The organism is Clostridium sp., assembly GCF_051654825.1.
GTDB lineage: Bacteria > Bacillota > Clostridia > Clostridiales > Clostridiaceae > Clostridium.
In genome coordinates, this window is record NZ_JBOFYU010000071.1 from 1 (window position 1) to 1629 (window position 1629).

General features: G+C 30.6%; 1 protein-coding gene. It reads right to left on the bottom strand.

The window, feature by feature from the left end:
- Nucleotides 1–1629 (bottom strand): chondroitinase family polysaccharide lyase (locus tag ACRDBA_RS04545; protein WP_438571736.1); only part of this gene is annotated, 1629 nt, incomplete at both ends.

Here is a 1629-nt window from a genome sequence, read left to right on the forward strand (position 1 = left end):
AGTTTCCACCAGAATATGTTTCATCTGAAAGTAACATCTCCTCAACTCCACTTTTAGTATCCACTTGTGAGATATTCGATTTTAGCTTTTCAAAAGGCACATCTATAGCTGTTGTTCCTGGGAAATGCTTCCAGTCCCATCCCTCTTGCACATATCCGCTCTCTTTTAATGAACCTTCTAAAATTTGAAATGCTCCATAGCTCATATATCTGCCATATAAGTTATTTTTTATATACGTTTCATTTCCTACTAAATACCTACTATAGCCTTTCACTCCTGCTAGCCACTCTTTTCTTCTATGAAGTTGTAAAGAACCCATATTCATTGTCCACGAACCTTGAGGAGCCCTCTCCTCTTTTAACCCCATATTTCTAAATTTCTCAGCACTTTTTCCTTGAGGATCAAGCCTTAAATAAGCTTGTGCTAACTCTTTATCCACACCTCCTTCTCCACTTAAAGCCATTAATCTAAAACCTTCTGAATCTATTTTAAATTTCCCATTAGGATGTCTTCCTGTTAAAGATAATAGATAATTATATTTATTAGAATATAATCTTGTTGTTAAAACTGAATTTTTAACTATTTTATATTGCTCTCCTGTAACTGCATAAGATGTCCCATTTAAATAGTATATTATAGGAACTAAACCTTCAAAAGCACCTTTTGCATAAGCTGGATAATTTTGCATATGATGAAAAACTGTACCATCATATTTAAATCCTCCTAAAACTCCTGGAGAGTATTTTATAGAATTCATTAAATAACTTTGAAGTTGATAAAGCTCTTTAGATTCCTTTTCTTTACTTTCATTTAAAAGTATTGCAGTTAACATTCCTGGAAGCATTGTATTTAATACATCTATATTCACACCTTTTAAATTTTCTTTAGGTGTATATATCATTCCCATTGCACTATACCAAGTTACCATCTCTTTAGCTTTATTTACTGTTCCTAGTTTAACAAGAGGCTCTTTCATTAAAAATATGGCATCATAAATCTCTCTCATTTGATAACCTAAATGATGAATCGTTCCCTGAGAACTTCCTTTTGTCCAACCTTGATCATACATATATTCTAAACTCTCATTGAAAAGTTTAGCAATTCTCTCTTTTTCTTGAACATTATCTGTAGAATTATACATATATGCTAACTCTCTTAAATATATTCCAAACTCTTTTGTTGCTATATATTTTATTTTTTCTTTCTCTTCTGGTTTTAAATCTTTATAAATAACTAATCTTTGAATAAATTCTAAGTTTATTTTTTTATACTCTGAAAACTCCATCTCTTTTTCAGCTATAAGTTCAGGTGTTACTTGAACTTTTTTTAAAAGTTTTTCTCTGTATCTTTTTTCAACTTTTTTTATGCCCTCTGTTTCACTTTCATTTAAAACAATCTTCTTTTCATTTTTATCTATCTGATTATAATTTTTATATAGCGCCATCCAATGAGCATTTGCAGCAGTATCTGCCTCTAAATTAATAAAATCTACCTGTTCATCTCTTGCATTATGTCTTGGATCTATTAATACTGATGGTATAATTTGATCTATTAATATCTCTCCACTTTCATTAGGTGCTACAAAAGTTATTTCATCCATTCCTTCAATAGGTTCACCCTTCATATCTC